The following is a 14,246-nucleotide window of genomic DNA, read 5'->3' as shown; positions in this document are numbered from 1 at the left end:
ACCGATGATCACCTGCTACCTGCGCTACGTCCTCGACCCTTACAAACTCGCGGAGTTCGAACACTACGGCAAACTCTGGATCCCGCTGGTGGAGCGCTTCGGCGGCCAGCACCACGGCTACTTCCTGCCTTCGGAAGGTGCCAACAATATCGCCATGGCGATGTTCACCTTTCCAAGCCTTGCCGCGTACGAACGCTACCGCCAGGACTCGATGAACGACCCTGAGTGCCTGGCCGCCTTCCAGTACGCCCAGGACACCCGTTGCATCCTCAGCTATGAGCGCTCGTTCTTGCGCCCGGTGTTCGGGCAGGACTGATGAGCACGCTTTTCGACCTGGAACTGTTCGTGCGGGTGGCCGACGAGGGCAGCCTGTCTGCCGCTGCGCGCAGCCTCGACATCACTCCGGCAGCCGCCAGCCTTGCACTCAAGCGCCTGGAGACGCGCCTGCAAGTACGGTTGTTTGCCCGCTCCACTCGCCAGCAACGGTTGACCGACGAAGGCCGGCGCTACCTCGACAGCGTGCGCCTGGCCCTGGGCGCGCTGGCCGAGGGCGAGCAAGCCTTGCGCGATCAGGCGCTGCAGATGGGCGGGCTGCTGCAACTGGCGGCGCCTTCGGATTTTGGCCGCAGCGTGCTGCTGGCCTGGCTCGATGCGTTCAAGCGCGAATACCCGCGGGTCCAGCTGCAACTGCTGCTCAACGACCAGGCCAGCGACCTGTACCGCGAACCAGTCGACGTCGCCCTGCGTTTTGGCGTGCCGGCCGATTCCGACATGGTCGCCTTGCCGATTCTGCTCGATCACCACCGCGTGGCCTGCGCCAGCCCCGAGTACCTGGCGCGCCACGGCACGCCCTCTATGCCCCAGGAGCTGGCTGACCATCAGTGCGTGATCTACCAGCGCAACGGCCGGCCCTATGACCTGTGGCGCTTTGCGCGTGGCAGTGAAGTGAACGAAGTGCGGGTGCACGGCGAATACCGCTGCGATGACGGTGAAGTGGCCCGGCGCTGGGCCCTGGCCGGGCATGGCGTGGTCTACAAGGCCTGGCTGGACGTGGCCGCGGACGTCGCGGCCGGGCGTTTGCAGCGCTTGTTCGGCGACTGGCAGGGCGAGTACGCCCCGGTGTACCTGATGTGCCCGCACCGGGCGCAGGTGACCGAGCGGGTCAAGGCGTTGCAGGGCTTTTTGCAAACACGCTGCCTGCAGTGGGCGGCCAAGGGGCTATAAGTAGGATATTTCCCACTCAATGGGAATCGAGTTTCACCTATTGAGAAAGACTGTGCACCATGGCGCCAAGGAGCACATATGACCTACACCACGCCCACCGATCGCCTGCTGCAGATCCTCGTCGCCCTCGGCCAGGCCAACGAGGCCGTGTCGGCCAAGGAGCTGAGCCTGCAACTGGACCAGCCCCTGAGCAGCACCTATCGGCACCTGAAGACCCTGCTGCGTTGGGGCCTGGCCGAAGACAACGGCCATGGTCGCTACCTGCCGGGCCCGGCCTGCCTGCAACTGGCGAAGAAGTTCGACCGCGAAGCACTGCTGGTGTCGCTGGCCAAGCCCGAGCTCAAGCGCCTGGCCGAACTCAGCCAGGAAAGCGTGGCACTGATGGTGCCGAGCAACGGCCAGGCCATTTGCATCGAACTGATCGACAGCCCGCAGCCACTGCGCTGCTGTTACCAGAAGGGCCTGGCGCAACCGCTGCGGGTCGGCGCGTCGGCGCGGGTGTTGTTGGCGCACATGGAGCCGGCGCGCAGCCTGGCGATTCTTGAAGAGCAGGGCCTGGAAGCCGAAGCACTGGACAGTTACCGCCAGAGCTTCGTGCAGATCCGTGACCAGGGCTATGCCATCAGCCTCGGTGAAATCGACGACGGCATCTGGGGCGTCAGTGCCCCGGTGCTCGACAGCCGCAACCGCCTGCATGGCGCAATCAGCCTGATGGCCCCGGCCATTCGCGCCCGGCAGAACAGCGAGCGCCTGACCCGCTGGACCTGCGACGTGGCCCTGCGCATCGGTGCGCGGCTGGACTGAATCTACTGGAGTATCCGCATGAACAGCACTACCGCACTGCCGCTCTGGCAGGGCCGCGTCGACGCCGCAGAAGGCACGGCGGCCCTGCGCTGGCACCAATGGGTGCAGCCCTGGGCTGATGACCAACCGGCTGGCAACGCCCTGGTGGGCCTGGCCTGTGACGAAGGGGTGATCCGCAACCAGGGCCGCAGCGGCGCCCGCCAGGGGCCGCCGGCCCTGCGCAAGGCCTTGGCCAACCTGGCCTGGCGTGGCCAGCGCCCGGTCTATGACAGCGGCGACTTCGTCTGCCTCGGTACTGACCTGGAAGGTGCCCAGCAGGCCTATGCCAAGCGGGTGACGCAACTGCTGGGGCAAGGGCATCTGCCGTTGGGCCTGGGCGGCGGGCACGAAATCGCCTATGCCAGTTTTCTCGGCCTGGCTGGCCATTTACGCCAGCAAGAGGCGCAGCCGCGCATCGGCATTCTCAATTTCGATGCCCACTTCGACCTGCGCCACAGCGCCCAGAGCAGCTCCGGCACGCCGTTCCGGCAGATTGCCGAGTACTGCCAGCAGGCCGGCATGGCCTTTGAATACTGCTGCCTGGGCGTCAGCGAGCTGAACAACACCCAGGCCTTGTTCGACCAGGCCCAGCGCCTGAACGTGCGTTATCGCCTCGACCGGCAGATGCAGCCGTGGAATATCGCCGCGCTGGAGACCTTCGTCGATGACTTTCTCAGCGGCATCGACCACCTGTACCTGACCCTCTGCCTGGACGTCCTGCCGGCCAGCCAGGCGCCCGGCGTCAGTGCGCCCTCGGCCCATGGCGTCGAGCTGATGGTGGTCGAGCACCTGGCGCGGCGTGCCAAGGCCAGCGGCAAGTTGCGCATGGCCGACATCGCCGAACTCAACCCCGGTCTTGACCAGGACCAACGCACCGCGCGCATCGCTGCACGGCTGCTGGCCAGCCTGGTCGACTGAAATCCACAACCCCTATCCAACTATAAAAAGAAGAGTGTTAACCATGCTGACCCTGCAACTCGATGCTCTGACCACCGTCGCCCTGGCGCTCCTGCTGCTGGCGATGGGTGCGCAACTGAAGAAGCACAGCTACTGGCTGCGCCAGCTCTGTGTCCCGGCGCCGGTCATCGGCGGTTTTGGCTTTGCCCTGGTGGTGTGGCTGCTGCGTGACCAGCAGTGGCTGGACATCAAGCTCGACACCGCCATGCAAACGCCGCTGATGGTGGCGTTCTTCACCACCGTCGGCCTGGGCGGCAGCCTTGGCCTGCTGCGCCAGGGCGGCAAGATCCTGTTCATCTACCTGGGTGCCTGCTGGGGCCTGGCGCTGCTGCAGAACCTGGTCGGCGTGGGCATGGCCAAGGCCCTGGGCATCGACCCGCTGCTGGGGATCATGGCCGGCGCCGTGTCGCTGGAAGGTGGCTTTGGCGCCGCCGCAGCCTTTGGCCCGATCGCCGAGAGCATCGGCACGGTCGGCGCCACTACAGCCGCGCTGGCCTCGGCGACCTTCGGCATGGTTGCCGGTGGCCTGCTCGGCAGCCCGGTGGCGCGTTACCTGATCGAACGCAAGAAACTGGTGGTACAGGCAGACCAGGTCGATGCCCTGCAAGCCCTGGAAAAAGCCAATGAAACCCCCGTTGTCAGCATTGATACGCCGGTGCTGCTGCGCTTGCTGACCTGCATGTTGGTGATCATGGTGCTCGGCTTCTGGATCGGCGATGCGCTGAAGGCGCACCTGGGTATCGTCCTGCCGGTGTACGTCGGCGCCATGTTCGTCGCCATCCTGGCGCGCAACTTCAACGACCGCGCACGGGTCATCGAGATTCCCGACAATGCCGTCAGCACCCTGGGCGACATCAGCCTGGGCATGTTCCTGACCATGGCGATGATGAGCCTGAAGTTCTGGGAGCTGGAGCAACTGGGCCTGCCGCTGCTGGTGATCCTGGTGGTGCAAGTGCTGATCATGGTGCTGCTGTGCATCTTCGTCTTGTTCCGCCTGTTCGGCGGCAACTACGACGCGGCGGTGCTGTGCGCCGGCTACATGGGCCATGGCCTGGGCGCGACGCCGAACGCGGTGGCCAACATGGGCGCGATCTGCGACCACTACAAGGTGTTCTCGTACAAGGCCTTCATCATCGTGCCGCTGTGCGGGGCGGTGCTGATCGACATCGTCGCCTTGCCGCTGATTACCTGGTTCATCAACGCCTTCAGCTGAGGGTGCGAGGCGGGGCGCAAGGCCCCGCCGTGGCTATCCCAGCACCGCCAGCCAGGCCGAGGCAATCAGCAGCAGCGCCAACAGCTGATTGAAGCGCCGGGCCTTTTGCGGCGAGCGCAGCAAGCGTGCGCTACCGACGCCCATCAGCGCCCAACTGGTCATGCACGGCAGGGCGATGAGCAGAAACAAGAGCGCCAGTTGCAGCCTGTCCTGCAACGGGTTCGCGCTGGCGCTGCTGAAAACCCCGAGCACCGCGACCGCCATCAACCACACCTTGGGGTTGATCAACTGCAACAGTGCCGCGTCCCGGGCCCGCAGGTCTCGGGGGCTGTCGGGGCTGGCCAGCGGTGCTGCGCCAGCATTGAGCAATTGCCAGCCCAGCCAGCTCAACCAGGCCACGCCGAGCCAAGTCATCAGTTGCTGCACTCGCGGGTAGGCCAGCAGCACTTCACCCAGCCCCAGGCCGACCAGCAGCACCACTAGCGCGGCGGCCAGGCAGGCGCCGAGTATCAGCGGCAGGGTCGCGCGCAAACCGAAGCGCGCGCCATGGCCGAGGATCAGGATATTGGTCGGCCCAGGCGTGATACTGGCGACAAAAGCGAACAGGGCGAAAGGCAGCAGGTTGGGCAACATGATCGGACTCCAGTGCAGGGGAGCCCCATGTTCCCGGCTGGTGGGCTTTCAGTCTGGAAGCTTTGCGCAGCGGCGACGGTAATCGGCAGGTGTGAGTCGATAGGCGCGGCGGAACCAGCGACCCAGGTGGCTCTGGTCGGCAAAGCCGAGGGCGGCGGCGACCACTGCCGGGCTGTCGCCACGTGCCAGCCAGCGGCGCGCCTTGGCCAGGCGCAGCTGGATCAGGTAGGCATGGGGCGCCAGGCCAAAGGCGCTCTTGAAGGCACGGTTGAGGCGAAAGCGATCGACCTGGCAGGCCTCGGCCAGCTCCACCAGGCCAATGTCCTCGGTGTAATGGGCGTGCAGATACTCGCGGGCCCTGCGCGCCACCTGCGGCAGGCGTGGGTCGGGGTCGATGCGTTTGCGCCACAGGGTATGGCGGGTCATGCAGCCGAGCAGCTCGTCCATTGCCGTCTGCCGGAGCATTTTCAGCTCACCGCCATGCAACGCCTGAAAGGCCCGGGCAATGGCCCCGCACAGCTGCGGGTCGCCACTCAAGGTATCGGCAAAACTGGGCTGACTAGCCGCTGGCGCCTGCTCGAACAATGCTTGCAGCTCGCGCTCCAGCCACTGCGGGTCGAGGTAGAGCATCGAGTAGGTGAAGCCGTCCGCGGTTGGCGCATGGCCGTCGTGCAGTTCCCCAGGTTCGAGCATAAATACCTTGCCCGGCGTGCTGAAGTGCTGCAACTGGCGGCAATGAAACTGCTGCACGCCTTGCTCGGTGACCCCGATCAGGTAACTGTCATGCCAGTGCGGGTCATAGGCGTGGCCTTTGAAATGCGCGCGCACCGACTCGATGCCGGTGTCGGCGTCCTGGGCGAGATCGATCCAGTTGTGGCTGGGCACGGCGGGCTCCGGGCAGTGAGGCATGCACGACCATAACCCGTTTATGCGGCGGGGTTTAGAACAATTGTGCACGCGGCTTACATCGGCAACGAGCGGTTCTCGATCACCCGTTTCATCACCAGGGTCGAGGTCAGGCGCTGCACATTGGGCAGGGCCGACAGTCGCTCGTCGTACAACTGCTGGAAGGCTGGCAGGTCGCGGGTGACCACCTGCAGCAGGTAGTCCGGATCACCAAACAGCCGCTGCGCTTCGACGATCTGGGCAATCTCCTGCAGCGCCGCTTCGAAGGCGCTGACCGCCTGGCGATCACCTTCGCGCAAGGTGACGAAGACCATGGCCGAAAAATTCAGCCCCAGGGCGCCCGGCGCCAACTGCGCGCGGTAGCCCTGAATCACCCCGGATTGCTCCAGCGCGCGCACCCGGCGGTGACAGGGCGACAGGCTCAGGCCCACCCGGTCGGCCAGTTCGGTCAGCGACAGGCGCCCGTCGTTTTGCAGCTGCGCAAGGATCTTGCGGTCAATCCTGTCCATGGGGAAGAACCTTTCTGTTCTGGCCGTTAGTTCTGGAATATTAGAAAGATAATCCTATCAGCTTTTCTCTAATCTCCCGCTCAACGTCAGATCAGCGAGCGGAGGCAAGCATGCAGGCAAGAAAATTCCAGATTCAGCACCCGGAGCTGTGGCCATGACCTTGAACATGCTGGCCGCGTTCTGGGCGGTGTCGTTATTGTTGGTGATTACCCCGGGGGCGGACTGGGCCTACGCGATTTCCGCCGGGTTGCGCGGGCGGGTGGTGGTGCCGGCAGTGGCCGGGTTGCTGCTCGGCCATCTGCTGGCAACCCTGATTGTCGCCGCCGGGGTAGGGGGGCTGGTGGCCAGCAACCCCATGGCCCTGACCCTGCTGACTGTGGCCGGTTGCGGCTACTTGCTGTGGTTGGGCATCAACATGTTTGTTCATCCTTCAGCGCCGCAGGCCGGGCTGGCGCAGCAGTCGGCGTCGTGGGCACGCTGGGCGTTCAAGGGCGTCTGCGTCAGTGGTCTGAACCCCAAGGTGTTCCTGCTGTTTCTGGCCTTGCTGCCGCAGTTCACCGATGCCACGGCCGCCTGGCCCGTGCCGGTACAGATCGTCACCCTGGGCCTGGTGCATGCCGGCAGTTGCGCGGTGGTTTACCTGCTGGTGGGCTTTGGCTCCCAGGCGGTATTGCAGGCGCGGCCAGCGGCGGCGCAGGTGATCAGCCGGGTGTCGGGGCTGGCAATGGTAGTGATTGCTGCGGTTTTGCTCCTCGAACAATGGCTCGGTCACGGTTGAATGCACCGAAATTGACCGCCGATCCAGGGAAAAGCGCTTTTGCTCTTTCGACTTGAGACAAGGGAAGGCACAATGCGTGTCCTTTTTTTGGCCGGCCTGGCCGGGGGCCTCGAAATGATCAAAACGCCGTACTACCTCATCGACAAAACCAAGCTGCTGCGCAACATGGAAAAGATCGCCTACGTGCGCGAGCAGTCCGGGGCCAAGGCCCTGCTGGCACTCAAGTGCTTCGCCACCTGGTCGGTGTTCGACCTGATGGAGCAGTACATGGACGGCACTACCTCGTCGTCACTGTACGAGCTCAAGCTCGGCCGCCAGAAGTTCGCCGGCGAGGCCCACGCCTACAGCGTGGCCTGGGCCGACGATGAAATCGAAGAGATGCTCGACAACTGCGACAAGATCATCTTCAACTCCATCGGCCAGCTCGAGCGTTTTGCCGAACAGTCTGAAGGCAAGGTCCGCGGCCTGCGCGTCAACCCGCAGGTGAGCAGCTCCGACTACCTGCTGGCCGACCCGGCGCGCCCGTTCAGCCGCCTGGGCGAGTGGGACCCGGTGAAGGTCGAGGCCGTCATCGAGAAGATCTCCGGTTTCATGTTCCACAACAACTGCGAGAACGGCGACTTCGGCCTGTTCGACCAGATGCTGTGCACCATCGAAGAGCGCTTCGGTCACCTGCTGCACAAGGTCGAGTGGGTCAGCCTTGGCGGCGGTATCCACTTCACCGGCGAAGGCTATGCAATCGACGCCTTCTGCGCGCGCCTGAAAGCCTTCTCCGAGAAGTACGGCGTGCAGGTTTACCTGGAGCCGGGCGAAGCGGCGATCACCCAGAGCGCCTCGCTGGAAGTTACCGTGCTCGACACCCTCTACAACGGCAAGCACCTGGCCGTGGTCGACAGCTCGATCGAAGCACACATGCTCGACCTGCTGATCTACCGCCTGAACGCCAAGCTGGCGCCAAGCGAGGGCGAACACACCTACATGGTATGCGGCAAATCCTGCCTCGCCGGCGACATTTTCGGCGAATACCAATTCGATCGTCCGCTGGCCATCGGCGATCGGCTGTCGTTTGTTGACGCAGCGGGTTACACCATGGTCAAGAAAAACTGGTTCAACGGCCTGAAAATGCCGTCCATCGTAGTGAAACAACTCGACGGTAGTGTCGAGCTGGTTCGTGAGTTTGGTTTCGAAGACTACTTGTCCAGCCTGTCGTAAGCTGGCAGTAAAGGAGAGCAAGAGAAATTGAAGAAGAACGTTCTTATCATTGGTGCAGGAGGTGTCGCCAAGGTGGTGGCCCACAAGTGCGCGCAGCACAACGACGAACTCGGTCGTATTGCTATCGCGTCGCGCAACATCTCCAAATGCCAGGCCATCATCGACAGCGTCAAGGCCAAGGGTAGCCTCAAGCAGCCCGCAGAAATCAAGGCCTTCGCGCTGAATGCGCTGGACGTCGAAGCGACCAAAGCGCTGATCCGCGAAACCGAATCGCAAATCGTCATCAACGTCGGTTCCGCTTTCCTCAACATGTCGGTGCTGCGTGCCTGCATCGATACTGGCGTGGCCTACCTGGACACCGCCATTCACGAAGAACCGGGCAAGATCTGCGAGACGCCGCCCTGGTATGGCAACTACGAGTGGAAACACCTCGAAGAGTGCCAACAAAAGAACGTTACCGCCATTCTTGGCGTGGGCTTCGATCCGGGCGTGGTCAACGCCTATGCCGCCCTGGCCAAGCAACAGTATTTCGACAGCATTGATTCGATCGACATCCTCGACGTCAATGCCGGATCCCATGGCAAGTACTTTGCCACCAACTTCGACCCGGAAATCAACTTCCGCGAGTTCACCGGGCAGGTGTGGAGCTGGCAGAACAGCCAGTGGACCAGCAACACCATGTTCGAAGTCAAGCGTACCGACGACCTGCCGGTAGTCGGCTCGCAGAACCTGTACCTGACCGGCCACGACGAAGTGCACTCGCTGTCGAAGAACCTCGACGTGCCGAACGTGCGTTTCTGGATGAGCTTCGGCGAGCACTACATCAACGTCTTCACCGTGCTGAAAAACCTTGGCCTGCTCAGCGAGCAACCGGTCAAGACCGCCGAAGGCCTTGAAGTGGTACCGCTCAAAGTGGTCAAGGCCGTGCTGCCGGATCCTGCCTCGCTGGCTCCGGGTTACTCCGGCAAGACCTGCATCGGCGACCTGGTCAAGGGCACCAAGGACGGCCAGCCGCGTGAAGTGTTCATCTACAACGTAGCGGACCACGAAGAGGCCTACGCCGAAACCGACAGCCAGGGTATTTCCTACACCGCAGGCGTACCACCCGTAGCAGCAGCGCTGCTGGTTGCCCGTGGCGAGTGGGACGTGCAGCGCATGGTCAACGTCGAGGAGCTGCCAGCCGAGCCGTTCCTCAAGGCGCTGGATGTGATGGGCCTGCCGACTCGGGTCAAAGACGAGAACGGCGACCGTCCGTGGAACTGAGTTTCTTGCGGCGGTAAAACACCGGTTGCGCCTTGTCGGGCGTAGCCGGTGAACGGTCGAGGCGCCGACCTGGCGCCTCGATTCAGAGTAAGTGGCTGTTTTAACAACAATTTGTTTGCCTGGGGGCTTCCCAGATGCAATCAAGTTTGTTAAATTGCCGGCCATTCTTGCAACGGCCTTCACCGGCTGGCAGCGCAGGCGGCCCGCAACTTCCCAGGTTGCACCACGCTGCATCATCGCAAGCGAGTGCCAGGCACTCATCGCTACAATTACAGGGGCGTCGCCAAGCGGTAAGGCAGCAGGTTTTGATCCTGCCATGCGTTGGTTCGAATCCAGCCGCCCCTGCCATTTTCTCGTTGCAAATTCCCAATACTTAAGAACTTCCTGGCAAGCCCGATCAGAAATGCCGCAGGGCGCCCATGCTGACCAGCGCCGCCATCGCCAACAGGCAGACGATTGCCACGGCGTAGGCGATCGTGCGCCACGGTTGCCAGCGGGCCAGAAAGCACACTGTGTGCAGCAGGCGGGCGACGGTGAACAACAGCATCAGCCCGGCCGTGAGCATGAGCGGTGGGTTGAATACCAGGCACAGCGCGCCGAGCACGAAAAACAGCGGAATGTTCTCCAGATCGTTGGCCCAGGCCTGAGCCGCACGGGCGACCTGCGGCAGTTCCTCGGCGCTCGGCGGGCGGCCGACCAGGCCGGCGTCTTCGGGGTTCTTGAAGGTCAGGCGGCTGATGCGATAGAAGCCCTGGTAGCAGGAGATCGCCAGCATCTTCACAAACAGCACGACCACGCACAGCGCGTAGATGGAAAGCAGCGTATTCATCTTCAATCCTTGAAAACCGGGAGCGCGATCATCGCCCGGATTGCCCGGGCGCGTATAGACCAACCGGCGCTCACCGGTGTCAGCAAGGCTCAGAACGTGGCTTTGACCTGCAGGCCGAACACCAGCGCGTTGTCGATGTTCTCAGCGGAAAACGCCCCCGGCTCGATGATGTATTGCACATCCGGGCGCAGGGTCAGCCACGGGGTGGCCTGGTAGCCGTAGCTCAGTTCAATCAACTGCTCGGCGCTGTCCAGGTTGGGGTAGGCAACCCCTGCGGCCACGGCGGCGTCTTGCTGCACATCACGGCTGCGCGGGTTGGGCACGGCGCGGCCATAGCCGAAGGCAAGCGTGTCACGCGGGCGGCCTTCGAACGGCTTGTACAGCACCACGCCTGCGCCATACCACTTGCTGAATGGCGAGGCGGCGGCGCTGGCGGCCGAGTACTGGCCGAAGGCATGCAGGCTGCGGCCCTCGGAGCTCTGCGAGGCCCAGACGGCCTGGTCCACCAGCAGGTAATGGCCGCTGCGGCCGGACACCTCTTTGTCGCTGCCAATGCGTTTCACATCGGAGCTGTCGTAGTAGTAACCGAGCTTGTACTCACCCGGCAGTTCGCCGGCCAGCTTGTACACCAGCTCCACCGGAACCACGGTGCCGGTGGTGTGCTTGGGGCCCAGGTGCCAGGCGCGGCTGGAGTTGCCGTTGCTTTCGGGGTCGACGTTGAACGCCGCCACGCGCAGTTGCCAGGCCGGCGACAGGTCGTATTTGACCCGCACGCCCAGGTGCGCGTTGGGGTAGTTGGTCCAGCCGCTGCCGCCGGACATGTTCAGCGGATGGCCGCAGAAACCGGCGTTCATGAAGTTGCAGAGGATGCCGCTGTCGAGGCCGCCGAGGTCGTTGCCCATGGCCATGTAGCCGAGCTTGAGGTTCAGCGCCGGGGTGAACAGGGTGCGCTCGTAGCTCAGTTCAGTCAGGCGGGTGTAAAGGCCGCCGTAGTTTTCCTGGATCGGCAGGCGGTTGCCCACCAGGTCTTCGGAGGCGCTGTTGCCGCGGCGGTCGTTGATCGTCAGCTGGACTTTGCCGCCGTTGTCCAGGCCGTACAGCTTGCCCAGGTCGAACTGCACGCCCAGCTTGAGGTTCTGCGAGTAACGCGCCGAGCGGTGCAGGCCGCCATCGGCGTTGTAGGCGGTTTCGCCGCTGTAGTCGCCAGTAAACTTGATGCCCTGTTCGTCGAGCTGATGGCGCAGGCCGCCCCAGTCGCCGGTCAGGGTGTTGCGGGTCATCAGGTCGTCGGCCAGGGCCGTGGTGCTGGCCAGGGCCAGGAGCAGGGCAGGGGTGATGCGAGAAGCGCGGGGCATTGCGGGGTATTCCTGGGAGTTCGGTAAAAGTCCCATCGCGGGTCAAGCCCGCTCCCACAGCTTCTGTGGGAGCCGGCTTGACCCGCGATGAGGGCGATGCGATTTACGGCAGCGCGTAGGCCATTACATAGTCGCCACGGTCCGTCGACTGACGCGCACCACCGGCGGTGATGACCACATACTGCTTGCCGGTTTTCGGCGACACATAGGTCATCGGGCCGCCCTGGCTGCCGACCGGCAGGCGGGCTTTCCACACTTCTTCACCGTTGGCGCTGTTGAACGCGCGCAGGTAGAAGTCCTGGGTGCCGGCGATAAACACCAGGCCGCCCTGGGTCGACAGGGTGCCGCCGAGGGTCGGCAGGCCAACCTTGATCGGCAGGTGCATGCGGATGCCCAGTGGGCCGGTGTCTTCGACGGTGCCGACCGGCACTTGCCAGGCAACCTTGCGGGTCTTCATGTCGATGGCAGTGAGGGTGCCGAAGGGCGGCGCCTGGCACGGAATGCCGGCCACCGACAGGAAGCGGTTCTTGTTCACCGCATACGGCGTGCCCTTGAGTGGTACCGCGCCCATGCCGGTGTTCAGCGCTTCACCCCCGGAGGCGGCCTGGCCTTTGTTCTGCGACGGGATCATCTGAATCCACAGGCCCAGGCGCATGTCGTTGACGAAGATAAAACCATGCACCGGGTCGGTGGAGATGCTGCCCCAGTTCATGCCGCCCAGCGAGCCCGGGAAGCTCAGCGACAGGTCGGTGCCCGGTGCGGTGTACAGGCCGTCGTAGCGCATCTTCTTGAAGTCGATGCGGCACAGCAGCTGGTCATACGGGGTGGCGCCCCACATGTCCGACTCGGTCAGTTGCTGGGCGCCGATCTGCGGCATGCCCACCGATTTAGGCTGGGTCGGCGAGTACGGCTCGCCGGGGATGTTGCCCGGCTTGACCGGGGTCTCGACTACTTCGGTCAGCGGCTTGCCGCTGGCGCGGTCGAGCACGTAGATCTGCCCGGCCTTGGTGCCGATGACCGACGCCGGCACCGACTGACCGTCGGCCGTGGTGAAGTCGATCAGGCTTGGCTGCATCGGCAGGTCGAAGTCCCAGAGGTCGTTGTGCACGGTCTGGTACACCCACTTCTCTTCGCCGCTGGTCGCGTCCAGGGCCAGCACCGAAGCGCCGTACTTGTGGTTCAGCTCGGTACGCTCGACGCCATAGATGTCGGTGGACGAGCTGCCCATCGGCAGGAACAGGGTGTTCATCGCCGGGTCATAGGACATCGGTGCCCAGCTGTTGGGGGTGCTGCGCACGTAGGTGTTGTCGCCAGTCGGCGCATTGCGATCTTGCGGGTTGCCCGGGTCGAAGGCCCAGCGCATCTGCCCGCTGATCACGTCAAAGCCGCGGATCACGCCGCCTGGCATGTCGGTCTGGACGTTGTCGGCAACCCGGCCACCGACCACCACCGTGGTGCCGGCCATCAGCGGCGCCGAGGACAATTGGTAGAACGCGTCCGGGACATTGCCCAGGCCGGCCTTGAGGTCGACCTGGCCATTGTTGCCAAAGCCCTGGCAGAACTCACCGGTGTCGGCGTCGACCGCGATCAGGCGGGCGTCAATGGTGTTGGTCAGCAGGCGGCGCTGGCAGTTGGCACCGGCCGGCACGCTGGCGGCGATGATCGGGGTGCTGTTGGGCTGGGTCGGTTGGGCGATCGGCGCGCTGGCATCGAAATAGGCCATGCCGCGGCAACGCTGCCAGACTGCCGACTTGGCGTTGATCGGGTTCTTCCACAGCTCTTTGCCGGTGTCGGCATCGAGGGCGATCAGGTTGTTGTGCGGGGTGCAGATGAACACCTTGTTGCCAACCTGCAGCGGCGTCAGCTGGTCTTCGGCACCGTTGCCATCGCTGATGGCGACGTCACCGGTGTGGTAGGTCCAGGCCACTTTCAGCTTGTCGACGTTGCTGCGGTTGATCTGGTCCAGGGCGGCGAAGCGGCTGCCGCCTTCGCTGTTGCCGTAGTGGGCCCAGTCTTTTTGCGCGTTGGCCGGGTCGACCGCGGTCAGGCCCGGGCCGTCACCGGTGGGGGCAACGCTTGGGTGGGCGACGAACATATTGCCGGCCGCCACCGCCAGGGCGATTGCCAGCACTGCGGCCAGGCCATAGGCACCACGACCTGGCGTGGCGCCGGCGGCACGCTTGAGCAGCGGGTACACCAGCGTCACCGCCAGGCCCATCGCGGCGAACATGAACAAGCGCGAGAACAGCGGCCAGAACACCAGGCCGACATCGGCCACGGCCCAGATCGCGGTGCCGAGCACAAAGGCGGCAAACAGCCAGGCCCCGGCCAGTTTGCGGCGGGCGATCAGCAGCCCGGAAAGCGCCATCAGCAGGCCGCCGAGCAGGAAGTACCAGGAACCACCGAGGCTGACCAGCTTCACGCCACCGGCGGCGAGCGCAAGGCCGAGCAGGGCGATGATCACGCCCAGGCCAACCAGGATGAATGTTGAGGCGCCGTTGGCGCGCGGTGAGTGCGTCATATC

14 protein-coding genes and 1 tRNA gene are annotated in these 14,246 nt (G+C 64.1%); 9 read left to right on the top strand and 6 right to left on the bottom strand.

Annotated elements, in window-relative coordinates; all coding sequences use genetic code 11:
• Positions 1-4: 4 nt before the first annotated feature.
• The 5 genes from ACZ9A3_RS13325 to gltS all read left to right on the top strand — a co-directional run bounded on the left by ACZ9A3_RS13325 (position 5) and on the right by gltS (position 4,237).
• The gene (locus tag ACZ9A3_RS13325; protein WP_038995821.1) at positions 5-316 is read left to right on the top strand and encodes an NIPSNAP family protein; all 312 of its coding nucleotides are present in this window, start codon (positions 5-7) and stop codon (positions 314-316) included.
• On the top strand, positions 316-1,224 hold the full coding sequence (locus ACZ9A3_RS13320; RefSeq protein ID WP_476252760.1) for a LysR family transcriptional regulator: 909 nt from the start codon (positions 316-318) through the stop codon (positions 1,222-1,224). The genes ACZ9A3_RS13325 and ACZ9A3_RS13320 overlap by 1 nt, the downstream gene beginning before the upstream one ends.
• Positions 1,225-1,302: 78 nt before the next feature.
• A complete protein-coding gene (locus ACZ9A3_RS13315; RefSeq protein WP_038995818.1) occupies positions 1,303-2,028 on the top strand; it encodes an IclR family transcriptional regulator in 726 nt (241 codons plus the stop codon).
• 18 nt (positions 2,029-2,046) lie between these two features.
• Positions 2,047-2,985: a formimidoylglutamase gene (hutG, locus tag ACZ9A3_RS13310; RefSeq protein ID WP_093381395.1), complete on the top strand. Its 939-nt coding sequence runs from the start codon at positions 2,047-2,049 to the stop codon at positions 2,983-2,985.
• Positions 2,986-3,028: 43 nt separating this feature from the next.
• On the top strand, positions 3,029-4,237 hold the full coding sequence (gene gltS, locus ACZ9A3_RS13305; RefSeq protein WP_476252759.1) for a sodium/glutamate symporter: 1,209 nt from the start codon (positions 3,029-3,031) through the stop codon (positions 4,235-4,237).
• A gap of 33 nt (positions 4,238-4,270) precedes the next feature.
• On the opposite strand, the gene ACZ9A3_RS13300 is transcribed toward gltS, so the two are convergent.
• From ACZ9A3_RS13300 to ACZ9A3_RS13290, 3 genes are all read right to left on the bottom strand, one after another.
• Positions 4,271-4,867, bottom strand: a complete 597-nt coding sequence (locus tag ACZ9A3_RS13300; RefSeq protein WP_093387475.1) for a LysE family translocator — start codon at positions 4,865-4,867, stop codon at positions 4,271-4,273.
• Between the two features lie 51 nt (positions 4,868-4,918).
• Positions 4,919-5,755: an AraC family ligand binding domain-containing protein gene (locus ACZ9A3_RS13295; RefSeq protein WP_476252758.1), complete on the bottom strand. Its 837-nt coding sequence runs from the start codon at positions 5,753-5,755 to the stop codon at positions 4,919-4,921.
• Positions 5,756-5,832: 77 nt separating this feature from the next.
• Positions 5,833-6,285, bottom strand: coding sequence for an Lrp/AsnC family transcriptional regulator (locus ACZ9A3_RS13290; RefSeq protein WP_093381402.1), 453 nt, complete (start codon positions 6,283-6,285; stop codon positions 5,833-5,835).
• Positions 6,286-6,439: 154 nt separating this feature from the next.
• Here ACZ9A3_RS13290 and ACZ9A3_RS13285 point away from each other — a divergent pair, with 154 nt between their 5' ends.
• The 4 genes from ACZ9A3_RS13285 (at position 6,440) to ACZ9A3_RS13270 (ending at position 9,886) form a co-directional block, all read left to right on the top strand.
• Positions 6,440-7,063: a LysE family translocator gene (locus ACZ9A3_RS13285; RefSeq protein WP_476252757.1), complete on the top strand. Its 624-nt coding sequence runs from the start codon at positions 6,440-6,442 to the stop codon at positions 7,061-7,063.
• 114 nt (positions 7,064-7,177) lie between these two features.
• Positions 7,178-8,275, top strand: coding sequence for a carboxynorspermidine decarboxylase (nspC, locus tag ACZ9A3_RS13280; protein ID WP_045195650.1), 1,098 nt, complete (start codon positions 7,178-7,180; stop codon positions 8,273-8,275).
• A 27-nt stretch (positions 8,276-8,302) separates the two neighbouring features.
• Positions 8,303-9,538 carry a saccharopine dehydrogenase family protein gene (locus tag ACZ9A3_RS13275; protein WP_093381407.1) on the top strand — a complete coding sequence of 412 codons (1,236 nt, stop codon included), beginning with the start codon at positions 8,303-8,305 and terminating at the stop codon, positions 9,536-9,538.
• Between the two features lie 273 nt (positions 9,539-9,811).
• A tRNA-Gln gene (locus ACZ9A3_RS13270) sits at positions 9,812-9,886 on the top strand.
• A 49-nt stretch (positions 9,887-9,935) separates the two neighbouring features.
• On the opposite strand, the gene ACZ9A3_RS13265 is transcribed toward ACZ9A3_RS13270, so the two are convergent.
• The 3 genes from ACZ9A3_RS13265 to ACZ9A3_RS13255 all read right to left on the bottom strand — a co-directional run bounded on the left by ACZ9A3_RS13265 (position 9,936) and on the right by ACZ9A3_RS13255 (position 14,243).
• Positions 9,936-10,367: an MAPEG family protein gene (locus ACZ9A3_RS13265; protein ID WP_093381410.1), complete on the bottom strand. Its 432-nt coding sequence runs from the start codon at positions 10,365-10,367 to the stop codon at positions 9,936-9,938.
• A gap of 89 nt (positions 10,368-10,456) precedes the next feature.
• Complete coding sequence (locus tag ACZ9A3_RS13260; protein WP_476252756.1) at positions 10,457-11,722, bottom strand: carbohydrate porin; 1,266 nt, start codon at positions 11,720-11,722, stop codon at positions 10,457-10,459.
• A gap of 103 nt (positions 11,723-11,825) precedes the next feature.
• Entirely contained in the window at positions 11,826-14,243 is a 2,418-nt protein-coding gene (locus ACZ9A3_RS13255) for a glucose/quinate/shikimate family membrane-bound PQQ-dependent dehydrogenase (RefSeq protein WP_476252755.1), read from the bottom strand.
• Positions 14,244-14,246 lie beyond the last annotated feature (3 nt).

Source organism: Pseudomonas sp. TE4620, assembly GCF_056279045.1.
This window is presented reverse-complemented; position numbering and strand designations above follow the sequence as displayed.

Bases quoted from the DNA above. Each gene is read 5' to 3' on its own strand.
- ACZ9A3_RS13315 (WP_038995818.1), top strand. From the start codon at position 1,303: ATGACCTACACCACGCCCACCGATCGCCTGCTGCAGATCCTCGTCGCC.
- ACZ9A3_RS13255 (WP_476252755.1), bottom strand. From the start codon at position 14,243: ATGACGCACTCACCGCGCGCCAACGGCGCCTCAACATTCATCCTGGTT.
- hutG (WP_093381395.1), top strand. From the start codon at position 2,047: ATGAACAGCACTACCGCACTGCCGCTCTGGCAGGGCCGCGTCGACGCC.
- ACZ9A3_RS13260 (WP_476252756.1), bottom strand. From the start codon at position 11,722: ATGCCCCGCGCTTCTCGCATCACCCCTGCCCTGCTCCTGGCCCTGGCC.
- gltS (WP_476252759.1), top strand. From the start codon at position 3,029: ATGCTGACCCTGCAACTCGATGCTCTGACCACCGTCGCCCTGGCGCTC.
- ACZ9A3_RS13290 (WP_093381402.1), bottom strand. From the start codon at position 6,285: ATGGACAGGATTGACCGCAAGATCCTTGCGCAGCTGCAAAACGACGGG.
- ACZ9A3_RS13325 (WP_038995821.1), top strand. From the start codon at position 5: ATGATCACCTGCTACCTGCGCTACGTCCTCGACCCTTACAAACTCGCG.
- ACZ9A3_RS13285 (WP_476252757.1), top strand. From the start codon at position 6,440: ATGACCTTGAACATGCTGGCCGCGTTCTGGGCGGTGTCGTTATTGTTG.
- ACZ9A3_RS13265 (WP_093381410.1), bottom strand. From the start codon at position 10,367: ATGAATACGCTGCTTTCCATCTACGCGCTGTGCGTGGTCGTGCTGTTT.
- nspC (WP_045195650.1), top strand. From the start codon at position 7,178: ATGATCAAAACGCCGTACTACCTCATCGACAAAACCAAGCTGCTGCGC.
- ACZ9A3_RS13320 (WP_476252760.1), top strand. From the start codon at position 316: ATGAGCACGCTTTTCGACCTGGAACTGTTCGTGCGGGTGGCCGACGAG.